The organism is Actinoplanes aureus (assembly GCF_015704865.1).
Lineage (GTDB): Bacteria > Actinomycetota > Actinomycetes > Mycobacteriales > Micromonosporaceae > Actinoplanes > Actinoplanes aureus.
Map to the genome: position 1 here is coordinate 585,265 of NZ_JADQTO010000001.1, position 13,694 is coordinate 598,958.

Below are 13,694 nucleotides of genomic sequence, written 5' to 3' on the forward strand. Positions count from 1 at the left end.
GAGGCCGTGACTTCCCCCCGATCCGCCGATGTCGACGCCTGCCCCGGCGCGCTGCGGCTGCATGCCGCGGCCGACGGGCTGCTGGCGCGCGTCCGGCTGCCCGGGGGCATGCTGACCGGCGTTCGGCTGCGCTCGCTGCGCGAGCTCACCGAGCGGTTCGGCGACGGCCGCCTGGAGCTGACCTCCCGGGCGAATGTGCAGATCAGAGGCGTGCGAGCCGAGCACGCGGAGACCTTGGCGGCCGGCTTGCGCACGGCCGGGCTGCTGCCTTCCACAACCCACGATTCGGTACGGAACATCGCCTCCCCGCCGCGACCAGGATCGCCGCTCCGCGCTCTGGTGCCTCGGTTGGACGCCGCCATCTGCGACGACCCGGCGCTGTCCCGCCTGCCCGGCAAGTTCCTCTTCGCGGTCGGCCACGTCCCGCTCGCCGCCGACGTGGCCGCGGTGCCGGCCGGCGACAGCTCCGAGAGCCGCACCGCGCCCGGGGCGCCGGCCGGCGAGCGCTACGCCATCCGGTTCGCCGGACACGACACCGGGCTGCGAGTCGGATTCGAGCAGGTCGTGCCGACGCTGATCGCGGCCGCGCACGCGTTCCTGGGCGAGCGCGAGGCGCAGCGCGGTGACGGCCCAGCGGCGTGGCGGCTGCGCGAGCTGGCCGACGGCCCGGCCCGGGTCTCCGCCCGGGTGGCCGCCGCGACGGGCCTGGTGCAGACCGCCGTCGAGGCCGCGGCGCCGGTCGAGACGTTCGAGCCGGGTGACCTGCTCGGTGTCCTGGAGCAGCCGGACGGGCTGGCCGCGGTCGGCGCTCTGGTGCCGTTGGGGCAGCTCAGCGGCGTACCGATGAGGGTTTTGGAAGGGGCCGATCGGCTCGTCGTCACGCCCTGGCGTGGGGTGATCGTGACCGATCTGGCACACGCCGCGGCAGCAGAGTGGGCCGATCGCCTGATCGCGTCGGGGCTGCCGGTCACGGCAGACTCGCCGTGGGTCGGAGTGACCTCGTGCGCGGGCCGGCCCGGCTGCGCGAGGTCGCTGGCCGACGTCCGCGCCGACGCCGCCGCGGCGTCCCGCTTCGTCGACGGCCTCCCCGTGCACTGGGTGGGTTGCGGGCGAGCCTGCGGCAGCCCGGCCGGCCGGCACGTCCGGGTCGAGGCGACCGGCACCGGCTACCGGGTGGACCGCCTTCCGGCAGGCCGGGAGCCGGTGGAGGCCGCGCGGGACGCGGCGGAACGGGATCTGGGGGACATGGTGGCAGCGGCGAGGAGTGCCTGATGGAGTACGTGCGCGACGGCGCTGAGATCTATCGGCGGTCGTTCGCCACGATCCGGGCCGAGGCGGACCTCGCCGGGCTGCCCGCGGACGTGTCCCGGGTGGTGGTCCGGATGATCCACGCCTGCGGCATGGTCGATCTGGTGGCGGACGTGCGGTTCAGCCCGGGTGTGGTGACCGCGGCCCGCAAGGCGCTGCTGGACGGCGCCCCGATCCTCTGCGACGCCGAGATGGTGGCCTCCGGGGTGACCCGCAGCCGGCTGCCAGCCGCCAACGACGTGATCTGCACGCTGCGCGACCCGGCCGTGCCCGACCTCGCGCAGCGGATCGGCAACACGCGCAGCGCCGCCGCCCTCGATCTCTGGGGTGACCGCCTGGGCGGTGCCGTGGTGGCCATCGGCAACGCGCCGACCGCCCTGTTCCGGCTGCTGGAGATGGTCGCGGCGGGTGCGCCCCGGCCGGCCGCCGTGCTCGGCATCCCGGTCGGTTTCATCGGCGCGGCCGAGTCCAAGGAGGCACTCGCCGAGTCCGGCTTGGAATATCTGATCGTGCGCGGCCGCCGGGGTGGCAGCGCCATCACCGCGGCCGCTGTGAACGCCCTCGCCTCGGAAGCGGAATAGGTTATGACGAACGATACGGTTCAGCCCGGCCGGCTCTACGGCGTCGGGCTCGGTCCCGGCGACCCCGACCTGGTCACGGTGAAGGCGGCCCGGCTGATCGAAGGGGCCGACGTGGTGGCGTACCACGCGGCGCGGCACGGGCGCAGCAACGCCCGGGCGATCGCGGCCGGCTACCTGCGCGAGGGGCAGATCGAGGAGCCGTTGATCTACCCGGTGACCACCGAGACGACCGATCACCCGGGCGGTTACCAGGGTGCGATCGACGAGTTCTACGCCGAGTCCGCGGCCCGCCTCGCCGCGCACCTGGACGCCGGCCGGGACGTGGTCGTGCTCGCCGAGGGTGACCCGTTCTTCTACGGCTCATACATGCACATGCACAAGCGCCTCGCCGACCGGTACGAGACGACGGTCGTCCCCGGCGTCACCTCGGTCAGTGCCGCCTCCGCCGTGCTCGGCCGCCCGCTGATGGAGCGCGACGAGGTGCTCACCGTGCTCCCCGGCACGCTCGCCCCCGACGACCTGGCGTCCCGGCTCGCGGACACCGACTCGGCCGCCGTGATGAAGCTGGGCCGGACCTTCGAGGGTGTCCGGGACGCGCTGGACCGGGCCGGCCGGCTCGACGACGCGTGGTACGTGGAGCGGGCCACCACCGACCGGGAACGCTCCGCCCCGCTGCGCGACGTCGACCCGGAGACGGTGCCGTACTTCTCGCTGGCCCTGCTGCCCAGCCCGGCCGCCACCGCTTTCTCCGGCGGCACGCTCCCGGCGCAGGAGACCCAGCCGGATCACAGCACCGAGTTCGTGAGCACCAAGCGGCTCGCCGCGATGCGCTCCGAAGCGGCGACCGACATGATCAGCCTGGAAGGGGCGAACACCGCCGTCCTGGCCGCCGATCACCCGGAGACCGGGCTCGGCAGCGTGACAGTGGTCGGGCTGGGCCCCGGTTCCCGGGACTGGCTGACCCCGGAGGCGCAGGCGGCGCTCGCCGCGGCGGACGATCTGATCGGCTACGGGCCCTATGTCGACCGGGTTCCGCCGAACCCCCGGCAGCGCCGGCACTCCTCGGACAACCGGGTCGAGGCCGAGCGGGCGGCGTTCGCGCTGGACCTGGCGAAACGCGGGCGCCGGGTGGCGGTGGTGTCGTCCGGCGATCCCGGTGTCTTCGCGATGGCCGCGGCGGTGCTCGAGGTCGCCGAGGACACCCGGTGGAAGGACGTGCCGATCCGGATCGTCCCGGGGCTGACCGCGGCGCAGGCGGTGGCGAGCCGGGCCGGTGCTCCGCTCGGGCACGACTTCTGCATCCTGTCGCTCTCCGACCGGCTCAAGCCGTGGTCGGCGATCGAGGCCCGGCTGGAGGCGGCGGCCACCGCCGACCTGGTGATCGCGATCTACAACCCGGCGTCGAAGACCCGCACCGAGCAGCTGGTCCGGGCCCTCGAGCTGCTGCGCCGGCACCGCGCGGGACGGACGCCGGTGGTGGTCGGCCGGGACGTCGGCGGTCCGGCCGAGTCGGTCCGGGTCACCACTCTCGCCGCGCTCGATCCGGCCAGCATCGACATGCGCTGCCTGCTCATCATCGGCTCGTCGCAGACCCGGGCGGTCACCCGGGGCGACGGCACGACCGCGGTCTACACACCCCGTCACTACCCCGGCTGAGCCGTCCCGGGCGCGGAACATCGGCCACCGCTTCAGGAATGAAGCGGGTGACCCCGTCCGCTCCCGGGCCGCAACCGCACTGCATCGACCGAACCCCTGACAGCGACGGGCCACCGAGCCGAATGGAGGGCCACTTGGATCTGCAACCTTTGTGAAGGGTCGACCCCCGTGCATACCGCTCGCAAACGTGCAGCGATCGTGGCGTCTTCGCTGCTTCTCGCCGTTTCCCTGCCGGCCGCCGAAAGCCTGGCCGCGCCTAGGAAGAACACCGGCGTCAAGCCCCGCACCACGACCACCGCGGCGAAATCCGCGGTCGGTACCGTGCAGGGTGGCCTCGTGGCGACCCGGCAGAGCCGGCTGGACGCCGTACTGACGGCGAAGACCATCAACTACTACCCGTCGAACGCGGGCTGGTCGGCGATGTGGACGTCGTTCAACTCCACCAAGATCGACGCGGACCTGGCGAAGGCCGCCGCGCTCGGCGCCGACAACGTGCGGGTCATCGTGTTCCCGCAGTCGTTCGGCTTCCCGAAGCCGACGGCCGAGTACGCCGACCGGCTCCGCAAGTTCATCAGCATCGCCGACTCGCACGGCCTGACCGTCAAACTGACGCTCTTCGACTGGTGGGCCGGCTACGGCGACGCCAACGGCAGCGCCACCTGGGCGAAGACGCTGCTGGCACCATACGCGGACGACCCGCGGGTGCTCTCCGTCGAGCTGAAGAACGAGATCCCGCCGGCCGACGCGGCCGCCGTCGCGTGGGTCCGGAAGCTGATCCCGGCGGTACGCGCGGCGGTTCCCGGCATGCCGCTGACCCTGTCGACCGACGGCCAGAGCGGCGCCTCCGGCCTGGCCCGGATCAAGTCGCAGCTGGCCGGCACCCCGCTGGACTACTACGACTTCCACTTCTACGGCAACTCGGAACGCTCGCTGGCCGAGATCCGCAAGGCGCAGTCGGCGGTCGCCCCGGCTCCGATCGTGATCGGTGAGACCGGTCTGAGCACCGCGTCCGGCAGCGAGGGCGAACAGGGCGCGTTCCTGGCTCGGGTGTTCGAGGCGGCGCGGGTCGCCGGGGTGGACTCGGTGGCGCCGTGGACTCTCAACGACTTCGCCTCCGGTGCGATCCCGTCCAACTCGCAGGTCTCCAAGGCGCCGGCCCAGTACAAGTTCGGCCTGCACCGGGTGGACGGCACCGCCAAGTTCGGCGCCTCCGTGGTGCGCACCGCGTGGGCCGGCCGGGCGCTGTCGAACAGCGTTCTGGACCTGGGGTTCGAGGCGAGCGCGGGTGACTCACCGTGGCGGCCGTACCTGGCCGAGCACGGTACGGCCGTGCGGGCCAAGGACGCGGCGCGGACCGGCACGTTCTCGGTGCGGTTCAGCGGGACCGGCCGGACCGGCGGCGGGGTGCCGTCGGTGCGTATCTCGCCGCTCCGGCCGGTTCAGGGCGGACAGTCCTGGCACGCCGAGGCGTGGGCCCGTGGTGCCGGTGTGACCGGCACCAACGAGATCGCGCTGAGCTGGTTCGACAGCAACGACAAGTGGCTGGGCCAGCACTCGTCCAAGCAGGTCGCGAAGGGTACGAGCGGCTGGACCAGGCTCACCGTCGACGCGGTGGCGCCGGCCGGTGCGGCCAGCGTCCAGCTTCACCTCAAGTCGGGCGACAACAAGGGCACCGTCTGGTTCGACGACGTGGTTCTCTCCTGACGGATCGGTACCCCGATCCGGTTCAGCAGGCGGTCGTATGCGGCGACCGTGCGCTCCCAGGAAGAAGGATCGGCGTGCCGCCGGCCGGCCAGACCGGCGGCACGCTCGATGCCGGCCTGCAGTTCGCCCGGTGAGCCCGGCGGCACGAAGACCGTGCCGCTGTACCCCTCGGCGGCCTCGACCAGGCCACCGACCGCGGTCACCACCACCGGCAGGCCGTGGCTCATCGCGATGTGCAGCGGCCCGCTGGCCGAGCTGCGCCGGTACGGCAGCACCACCACGTCCGCCGCGGCGAAGTACTCGTTGACCTCGACGTCCGCGACGTACCGGTTGACGAACGTGATCCGGTCCCGCACCGGCGAGTCGGTGATCAGTTCGCCCGGCCGGGTCCAGCCCTCCCAGGTCTCCCCCACCACCGTGAGGTGGTAACCGGGTCCCAGCGCGGCGAACGCCTCGACCAGGTCCTCGAGCCCCTTGTACGGCCGGATCGTCCCGAAGAACAGCAGCCGGCGGATCCCGTCCGATCCCGGCCGCCGCGCCGCCGGCTCGTGGTGGTCGAACGGCCCGTGCAGCGCCACCTCAGTCGGTACCCCGCCCAGGGCGTATGCCTCCGTCAAGGCCGCCTGGTCGAACCGGGAGTGCACCACCACCCCGTCGGTACGCCGCAGCAGCGGCCGGATGCACGCCCGCACATAGCGAGCGGCCCACTGGTGCCGCGCCTCCCCGGTGTCCTGCACCTCGTGGAACTCGACCACCACCTTGATCCCCAGTGACCGGGCGGCCAGGCACAACACCAGGTAGGAGTGCAGCACGGCCCCGGTCCACCACTGGAGCACCAGGACGTCCGGCCGGAACTCGCGCAGGAACGCCACGGCCCGGGCCAGGCTCGGCACCGCCCACCAGTCGATGCCGTCGTGTACGCGTACCCCGTCGGCGTAGCGCAGGTCGGCGAGAGAGTGACCGACCCGCTCACGCCCGGGGTAGAGCCGCGCCGGCAGCAGCCGGCGCATCAGGATCGTGCCCACCTCGAAGCGTTCGGAGAGCGCGTTGCTGAGCCGGCAGGTGTAATAGCTGATCCCGGAGAGGAATCGCCATCCGGATCCGACCACTAGGACTCGAACGTCAGCGTTGCGCGGATGCGATACAGGCACGGTAGACCTCCTCGATCTGGGGGACGACGCGGGCCGCGGTGAAGTCGAGCCCGCGCTGGTGACCGGCCGCACGCAGCCGCGCGGCCAGGTCGTGGTCGGTGAGTACGCGCAGCAGCGCGGTATGCAGACCGTCCGGATCGCCCGGCGGGACGGACAGGCCGTTCACGCCGTCCTGGACCACGTCGAGCAGCCCGCCGGAGGCGGAGGCGACAAGCGGGGCGCCGGCCAGCATCGCCTCGACCGCGACCTGGCCCATGCCCTCCAGCAGCGACGGGACCACGCCGGCCGCGGCACCACGCCAGGCGGCCATCACCTGGGCGTGCGGCACGTCGTGCCGGACCAGCACGCCGGGCGGGATCGGCGGGGTGTCCGGCCGCGGCGTGCCGAGACAGACCAGCGCGGGTGCCGGGCCGGGGCCGGTCCACCCGGACACCAGCCGCCGGTACGCGGTGAAGAGCACGTCGATGCCCTTGTGCGGGCCGAGCTGTCCGACGAAGAGCAGGTAGGGCCGCTCCGGCAGCCAGTCCGGCCGGGGCGTGGTCCGGGCCAGCTCGTCGAGCCCGTCCGGGACCAGGCTGGAGAGCACCTGGACCGGCAGCTCGCCGGGGAGCCGGGCCAGGTTCAGGGCGGTGGCGACGGACGACGAGATCGCGGTGAGGCAGTCGATGCCGCGATGCCGGTGCGCCCGCAGGCCGGCGGTGAGCACCGCCGAGCGCGGGCGGCCGTACTGGGTCGACGCGCAGGGCAGGCAGCGGGCCAGGCTCGGGCCGGCACAGTGGCGGCCGTCGCGGGAGAACGTCTTGCGTACGCACGTCAGCCCGAAGTCGTGAGCGGTGTGCACGTGCGGCAGCCCGCGGTGGCCGGAGTGCAGCGGCAGGTAGCTGTACATCAGCCAGTCGTGGCTGTGCACCAGGTCGAACCGGTTCGTGCGGAGCACCCGGGCGATGGCGGCGGTGGTCAGCGGGTCGGGGAACGTGGGGTGGAACGGTTTGCCGGGGTCCTTGTTCAGCCGGGGCAGCAGGGTGTTGGCGACGCTGCGGACGCGGAGTACGCGTACCCCGTTGATCTCCTCGTCGTGCGACGCCGCGGGTGTCGCCAGGGTGAGCACGGTGACCTCGTGGCCGCGCCGCACCATCTCCTCGCCGCTGGTGGCGATGCTGCGTTCCAGGCCGCCGATGACCGGGGCGTAGAGGTTGGACAGATGCAGGATTTTCATCGGATCCTCCGGGTCGCCGGCTCGGCGCCGGCTCGGTGCCACTTGGTCCGGCTGACTTCCACCGCTGGTCCCGGGCCGCCGGAAGGACTCTCAGCGTCGGCCGGGCGGGACCGGGCGAGGGTGAGCAGGGCGACCAGCAGGGCGCTCGCGGTCTGGCCGGCCAGCCAGGCGATGCCGGCGCCGGCCACCCCGGCGGCGGGCAGCAGCAGCCAGCTCAGGCTCAGGCAGGTGACGGCACGGACCGCGTTGAGCCGGCGGCAGCGGCGGAACTCGCCACGGGAACGCCAGTGCGCGACCGCCAGGTTGGTGACCGCGTCCGGGATAGCGGCGATCACCAGCATCTTGAGCAGGAGGCCGCCGCTGTCGGCGTACCCGGCGCTGAACAGGCCGAGGATGTGGTCCCCGCCGATCAGCAGCACCACGGCCGGTCCGCCGACGACCGCACCGACCACGGCCGAGGCGCGGGCCATGCTCACCCGGGCGGCGTTGGCGCGCTCGGCGTACAGCGCGGAGGCGACCGCCGGCGAGACCATGAAGAGCATCGCCGCGGTCATCCAGGCCAGGTAGAAGTGCGCGTTGGCGTCCGCGCCGAGCCGTGCCGTCACCAGCACCGGGAGCAGCACGGCCGGGCCGGCCTGGGTCAGGTTGATCAGGTGGTGTCCGGCCAGGGCGGCGCGCAGATGCGGCAGCTCGGCGGTGACGCCGGCGGCGCGCAGCCGCGCGCCGGGCCGCAGCCGGCCCAGGCCGGTACCCATCGTCACCGCGCTGACCAGCAGGATCGGCAGCGTCCAGGAGACCAGTACGGCGCCGGCCGAGTGCGCACCCGAGGCGAGCACGGCGACCAGGGCGACGATCTTGCCAACGGCCAGGGCGAGATTGCGTACGAGCATGCCCTGTCCCGCCCGATGCGCGACGTAGACGCTGTCCAGCAGCGTGGTGAGAGTGATCGCCACCGAGGCGCAGATCAGTGCGGCGAGTCCGGTGAACCCGGACAGGAAGGCGAAGTTGCCGGCGACCGCGGGTGCGACGAGTGCCCCGGCGGTGGCCGCGGCCGCGGTGGCCGCCACGCCGAAAATAAGCCCGCCGCTGACGATCCGCGACCAGTCCCCGGTCCGGCAGCCCGGAAGCCGCTGGATGAACATGTGCGAGACGCCCAGGTTCGCGACCATGCTGACCGCTATCGCGGCCGAGATCAGGGCGGTCGCCGTACCGATCTGCCAGGACGGCACCGCGCGGGCGGCAAGCATCCAGTAGCCGTAGCCCAGCCCTCCGTTGACCACCGTGGTGGCCATGATGAGCAGGCTGTTACGGGCCAGCGAGTCCCTGGCCAGCCGCCGGGCAGCGGTGATCAGCACGCCGCGCGTCCCGGCACCCCGGCCGCCGCGCGGGCGTAGAAGCCGGTGCTCATCCGGCCGACGCTGATGCTCACCGCTCGCAGGCAGCCGTCGGCGGGCAGCGCGGGAATCCGCACGGACGTCTGCTGGGCCGTGTTCGCGGCCACCGTGACCGGAACGGATCGCAGCACCTGGCCACCGACACGCAGCCGCAGGACGGTCGTGACGGTGGCGAGGCCGGAGCTGGTCACGCGTACCGGAACGGTCAGGCCGCGCGCCGGCACGGCGACCGGGTGTTCGATCGTGGTGGCCCAGCCGGCGAGCGCCACGCTGAGGTAGCCGGGCTGGGCGGGACGCGGTGCGGTCAGGTAGGCGCGTACCGCGAAGCCGCCGGCGACGATCGCCAGCAGGGCCGGAACTATCACGGCCGCGGCGGTCCGGGCCGTTCCCGCGAGGCCGGGCCGTGGTGAGCGGTCCGGGCCGCGCTGTGCGGGCAGGCCGGCGGTTCCCACCGGCTGATCCGGATCGGACCGGGTGAAACGTTCGCGCACGTGGACGCCCGCGCCCAGCAGCGTGGCCGCCACCACGCCGCCGGCCACCAGCGGTGCGGGCCGGACCGGCGCGCCGGCCGCGTGCAGCGCGAGGGCGACAAGCGGAAGCGTGACCAGCCCGGCTATCCCGGCGAACCCGATCCGGGCGGCCGGAAGGCGGGCACCGTTCTCGGGCCGGGGCCCGGCGACGGCGCGCAGCGCGAGCTCGCCGACGGCGACCAGCGCGATCAGGCAGAGTGGGAGCGCGATCCAGGGCCGGCCCGCGGCCGGGAGGACGCCGGCCAGACCGGCGTACGCGACGAGCACCAGCAGGACAGTCATCACACACTCCCGCGGGCCGGCCGGCCGAGGCTGTCGAAATCGAACCGGTAGATCGCGATGTGCGGACCGTCGTACATCTTGATCAGCCAGGGCAGGTGGTCGAACTTGGTGAGCTGGGCCCGGGTGAAGGCGGGCTTGCCGTCGTGCGGGATCGGCTCGTTCGTCTCGAAGTAGATCTTGATGTCCGGGACCTGCTCGGCCATCCGCCGGTCGACGACGAGGAACTCGAAGCGCCAGCTCCGCAGCTGGTGCAGCAACGCGGCGGGAATCGGCTCGCCCGGCTGTGCCCGGTACAGGTCGTAAGCCGGGAAGGTGGCCGATCCGGTGGTCGGCTCCTGCTCGCCGTACGAGCCGAGGATCAGGCCGGAGTAACGGTCCGCGACCAGCCGGGCCTCCCGCCCCTGGGTCTCGCGCAGCCACGCGGCCGCCGCCAGCACCTCGGGGGTCGCCGCCCGGGTGTCCGAACCGAAAACCGGCGGCCCGGGGAACCGGTACGACGGGTTCATCCCCGCCGCGTTGTTGCCGACCAGCATCAGCGCGCACGAGGCCAGCAGGGCGACACCCACCGGGACGGAAGTGGCGATCCGGCGGCGCGCCCGGTCCAGCAATGCGATGATCAACGGGGCCACCACCACGGCGATGCCGAGGTAGCTGAAGGCCCAGGAGCGTCGTGCGCCCTCCGCCCCGGACGGAGTGAGGATGAGCAGTGTCGCCGGGAAGTACATGGCTCCGAGCAGCAGCATCGCGGTGGAGGCAGCGCGGGTGACGGGTTCGGCGTGGTGCCGGCGACGCCACCAGAGGATGACCGCGCCGGTCATGAAGAGCAGCGCGCAGCCCGGTGCCACGAACGCCGCCTTCTGCTCCCACCAGGGCGCGATCGACTGGCTGAACAGCGTCCGGCCGCCGGAGCCACCGCCCGCGAGCCCGCTGAACTGGTCCAGGGCCCGGCCCAGGTACGGTTCGAGATAGGTGCCGGTCCGTGGCGAGACGACGGTCATCCAGACCGCCACGACGACCGCCGAACCGCTCGCCGACGCCCAGGCGACGCGTGTCGCGACAGCCAGACCGCGATCGGAACGGGACCGGATCGAGCCGGCCGTGCAGGCCAGCGCGAGCAGGCTGAGGATGCCGGTCAGCCAGAGCGCGGTGAGGTGGTGGGTGGCCGTGATCGCGACGGCGAGCACCAGCAACAGGGCCACCCAGCGGGCGCGCGCGCCCGCCGTGGTGGCCCGGATCGCGCGCAGCCCGGCGACAAGCGCCCAGATCAGCACGGCGATCGCCAGCGACTCGTAGCCGAGCTGGGTGTCGAAGAAGAGAAACGAGCTGTTCAGGCTGTAGACGATGGCGGCCGCCGCACCGATCCGCGGGTCCGGCCAGAGCTGCCCGGCGAGCACCGCGACGCCGAGGACGACGAGCACGTGGGCGAGCACCAGGACGAGGAGCGCGGCCTGCCAGACGGTGAGACCGGTGAGCGTGGCAAGCGAGGCGACGGTGGCGTGCAGACCCGGATAGTCGCCGATCACCCGGACGATCGCGTTCTGCTGGAAGAGCAGGCCGTCCAGGACGATGTCGTGGCTCTGGCCCCAGTGCGCGTACTCGTCGTGGTAGAGCGGGCCGGTCGGGTTGCGCAGCAGTTTCGGCAGGTAGGTGAAGAACGCGTAGCCGACCAGCACGGCGAGGCGCAGGTGGGTACCGGAGGTACGGCGTACCGCCCAGAAAGCAGCCGGCACGGTGAAGATCAGCATGCCGGCCCAGAACCAGGCGAACTGGCCGCTCTCCCCCCACTCGGCGCGCCGGTAGGCGGTCACCAGAGCGGCGGCCCCGGCCGCCGCGGCGGCGGCGAGCGTGAGCGCGCAGCCGGCCGCCTCGATCCAGGGCCGCCGTGCCGATCCGGTACGCCGCCCGGGCAGCCGACCGGTGGCGGGCCCGGCCGTCGTGGCAGTCATCGACTGACGGCCTCCGACACCGGGCTCCCGGTTACCGCGGCGTAGATGGCCCGGGTCGCGCCGACCACGTCGTCCCAGCTCGGCAGCGTGGCGGGACGGGCCCGCCCAGCCGCCGCGGCCTCGCTCAGGGCCGCCGCCAGGGCGATCTCGTCCTCCGGGTCGGTGAAGCGCAGCCAGGTACCGTCGCCGGCGAGCCGGGCCACCTCGCGATGGGCCGGGATCGGTGCGGCGACGGTCGGCAGGCCGGCCGCCAGCGCGTCGGCGACGGCCATGCCGAACGCCTCGTGCGCGGAGGCGGAGACCGCCGCGGCCGCCTGCGCCAGGCAGGCGTCGAAGGCGGCGTCATCCAGCCGGCCGTGGAACACCACCTGTCCGGCCAGCCCGAGGCGGGCGGCCAGCTGCCGCCACTGCGCGGCGGCCGGTCCGGTGCCGACCACGTCGAGCCGGTGGTCGGGTCCGAGGTGGGCCATCGCCCGGATCACCCGGTCGACCCGCTTGTACTGTTCCAGCCGCCCGACGCAGAGGATCCGGCGTACCGGGGACGGTGGGGGCGGGTCGGACGGCCGCGGGTCGGTGCCGTTCGGGATGACCACGGCACGCTCGCCGACCTCGGGGAAGTCGCGTAACACCAGCTCGCGCTCGGCGGCGGTGACGCAGATGACCGCGCCGGCCCGGGCCATGATGGACCGCCCGATCGGCCGGTAGAGCGGGTGCAGCGCGGCCCGGAACAGGCTGTGCCCGGTGCCGTGGTAGTGCGGGGTGAAGACCAGCGGAGCCCGGTTGCCCAGCGCGGCACAGAGCGCGACGAGGGCGTGGTAACTGTGGGCGTGCAGGACGTCGTACTCCCCGGCATGCGCCCGCAGCCAGCGCCAGAGCGGCACGGAGAGCCGGAAGTTGCGGGCCGGCACGGTGAGCGGGAAGCGGCGAACCAGAACACTCTCGACGGTCTCCACCGACCGGCTCGCGTGCTGGGTGATCACCTCGACCTCGTCGCCGGCCGCGGTGAGGCCGGCGACCAGGCGCCGTACGTGGGTCTCCACCCCGCCGACGTCGGGGTGGTAGGCGTTCGCGACGACACCGACCCTCATCGCACCTGCCGTTCCGCGACCCGCCGGGCCCGGCGCGGACGCCACTCGCGGGCGATGGTGCGCAGCACGCGCATGCCGTCGGTGAACGCGTTGAGGTTGCTCACCCCGTGGATCCGGTTGTGCTCGAAGGACGACACCTCGACGATGGTCAGCTCGGCCTGGGCGGCGCGCAGGTTCAGCAGGGTCTCGATCTCGAAGCCGTCGCCCCAGAGCCGCCCGTCCGTGCTGTCCGGCGCCGGTGAGGTGCTGTCCAGGTCGAAGACGTCGAGGTGCCGCTTCCAGAACGCGTTGTAGCCGTAGCAGAGGTCGCTGTAGCGGGTCCCGAAGAGCAGGTTGACCAGCATGCTCAGGCACTTGTTGCCGGCCCGGCGCAGCCGGGTGATGTCGGCGCTGCCTCCGGCCGGGCGGAAGCGCGAGCCCTTGGCGAAGTCGGCGCCGGAGCGCAGGGCCTCGACGAAGCTGGGGATCTCGAGCGGGTCGGTGGACCCGTCGGCGTCGATCATGACGATGATGTCGCCGGTCGCCTCGGCGAACCCGCAGGCCAGGGCGTTGCCCTTGCCGCGCCGGTTCTGCCGGATCACCCGGATGTCCGGGCGCAGCCGGCGGGCGACGGCCACGGTGTCGTCCGTGGAGCCGCCGTCGACCAGCACGATCTCGTCGACCTGAGGCAGTCGCGCGAAGACGTGCGGGAGGTTCTGGGCCTCGTTCAGCGCCGGAACGATGACGCTGACCGTGGGTTCTTTCGGTCCGGGCTGGACCGGCGGCTGGGCGATGATCCGCGCGGTATCGGTCTCGCCGGGAAGCACACGGTCGACCGTGGGCATGTCAGTCTCCGATC

The 13,694-nt window shown here is 73.1% G+C and carries 11 protein-coding genes; 4 read left to right on the plus strand and 7 right to left on the minus strand.

Translation table 11 applies throughout. The annotated features are described in order from the left end of the window. Nucleotides 1–6 precede the first annotated feature (6 nt). From I4J89_RS02605 to I4J89_RS02620, 4 genes are all read left to right on the plus strand, one after another. Nucleotides 7–1,272: a ferredoxin-like domain-containing protein gene (locus I4J89_RS02605; protein WP_196412147.1), complete on the plus strand. Its 1,266-nt coding sequence runs from the start codon at nucleotides 7–9 to the stop codon at nucleotides 1,270–1,272. Beyond that, entirely contained in the window at nucleotides 1,272–1,889 is a 618-nt protein-coding gene (locus I4J89_RS02610) for a precorrin-8X methylmutase (RefSeq protein ID WP_196412148.1), read from the plus strand. Before I4J89_RS02605 ends, I4J89_RS02610 begins: the two co-directional genes overlap by 1 nt. 3 nt (nucleotides 1,890–1,892) lie before the next feature. Further along, nucleotides 1,893–3,545 carry a precorrin-2 C(20)-methyltransferase gene (locus tag I4J89_RS02615; RefSeq protein WP_196412149.1) on the plus strand — a complete coding sequence of 551 codons (1,653 nt, stop codon included), beginning with the start codon at nucleotides 1,893–1,895 and terminating at the stop codon, nucleotides 3,543–3,545. 198 nt (nucleotides 3,546–3,743) lie between these two features. Continuing rightward, nucleotides 3,744–5,249 (plus strand): cellulase family glycosylhydrolase, encoded by a 1,506-nt coding sequence (locus tag I4J89_RS02620; protein WP_309238158.1) that lies wholly within the window; start codon nucleotides 3,744–3,746, stop codon nucleotides 5,247–5,249. Here I4J89_RS02620 and I4J89_RS51380 read toward each other — a convergent pair. From I4J89_RS51380 to I4J89_RS02655, 7 genes are read right to left on the minus strand one after another with little or no spacing between them, the layout of a single operon-like run. After that, nucleotides 5,189–6,400: a glycosyltransferase gene (locus I4J89_RS51380; RefSeq protein WP_309238159.1), complete on the minus strand. Its 1,212-nt coding sequence runs from the start codon at nucleotides 6,398–6,400 to the stop codon at nucleotides 5,189–5,191. The two genes, I4J89_RS02620 and I4J89_RS51380, sit on opposite strands and share 61 nt — an antisense overlap. After that, complete coding sequence (locus I4J89_RS02630) at nucleotides 6,372–7,616, minus strand: glycosyltransferase family 4 protein (RefSeq protein WP_196412152.1); 1,245 nt, start codon at nucleotides 7,614–7,616, stop codon at nucleotides 6,372–6,374. Before I4J89_RS02630 ends, I4J89_RS51380 begins: the two co-directional genes overlap by 29 nt. Beyond that, entirely contained in the window at nucleotides 7,613–8,971 is a 1,359-nt protein-coding gene (locus I4J89_RS02635; RefSeq protein ID WP_196412153.1) for a lipopolysaccharide biosynthesis protein, read from the minus strand. Before I4J89_RS02635 ends, I4J89_RS02630 begins: the two co-directional genes overlap by 4 nt. After that, complete coding sequence (locus I4J89_RS02640) at nucleotides 8,965–9,822, minus strand: hypothetical protein (RefSeq protein WP_196412154.1); 858 nt, start codon at nucleotides 9,820–9,822, stop codon at nucleotides 8,965–8,967. The genes I4J89_RS02635 and I4J89_RS02640 overlap by 7 nt, the downstream gene beginning before the upstream one ends. After that, nucleotides 9,822–11,768: a hypothetical protein gene (locus I4J89_RS02645; RefSeq protein ID WP_196412155.1), complete on the minus strand. Its 1,947-nt coding sequence runs from the start codon at nucleotides 11,766–11,768 to the stop codon at nucleotides 9,822–9,824. Before I4J89_RS02645 ends, I4J89_RS02640 begins: the two co-directional genes overlap by 1 nt. Next, nucleotides 11,765–12,856, minus strand: coding sequence for a glycosyltransferase family 4 protein (locus tag I4J89_RS02650; RefSeq protein ID WP_196412156.1), 1,092 nt, complete (start codon nucleotides 12,854–12,856; stop codon nucleotides 11,765–11,767). Before I4J89_RS02650 ends, I4J89_RS02645 begins: the two co-directional genes overlap by 4 nt. Continuing rightward, on the minus strand, nucleotides 12,853–13,680 hold the full coding sequence (locus tag I4J89_RS02655; protein ID WP_196412157.1) for a glycosyltransferase family 2 protein: 828 nt from the start codon (nucleotides 13,678–13,680) through the stop codon (nucleotides 12,853–12,855). Before I4J89_RS02655 ends, I4J89_RS02650 begins: the two co-directional genes overlap by 4 nt. Nucleotides 13,681–13,694: the final 14 nt, after the last annotated feature.